A 468-nucleotide genomic window follows, 5' to 3' on the forward strand; every position below is an offset into this window, starting at 1 on the left:
CGTTCGTCTGGGCACCACACGCGTCAGCACGAGATTGCCCTGTGCGCTCATCTGCGCCTGCCAGCCCGGCTCGACGACAGTCGTACCGCTCTTCTCCGCGACGATGGCAGGTCCGTCGATGGTGTCACCGGCGAGCAGTGTGTCGCGGGCGAACAGCGCCGCCTCGTGCCACGCACCGCCCGCGAAGCACTTCACATGATCGACGACTTGCGGCGCGCCCGATGTGCGGGCGTCCAGCGGCGCGATGTCGACAGGTGCATCCGAGTGGCCGATGGCTTCCACCGATGCCACTTCGGCGATCAACGCCGCACCGTCCATCAGAAACGAGTAGCGCTGACGATAGGCCGCCTCGAAAGCGGCGCGCATTTGTGCGACGTCACCGAATGGCACGGCAAGCGCCGAATCGGTCCCCGCATAGCGCACGTGAACACGACGCACCGTCTCGATGCGCGACGGCGGCACGCCTTG

At 66.9% G+C, this 468-nt stretch carries 1 pseudogene; it reads right to left on the reverse strand.

What is annotated here, in order from left to right:
* A pseudogene (locus CDV44_RS27300) lies at positions 1-468 on the reverse strand (5-oxoprolinase); the annotation flags it as partial.

The organism is Pandoraea sp. PE-S2R-1, from assembly GCF_002179865.1.
In the GTDB taxonomy this organism is placed as follows: Bacteria; Pseudomonadota; Gammaproteobacteria; order Burkholderiales; family Burkholderiaceae; genus Pandoraea.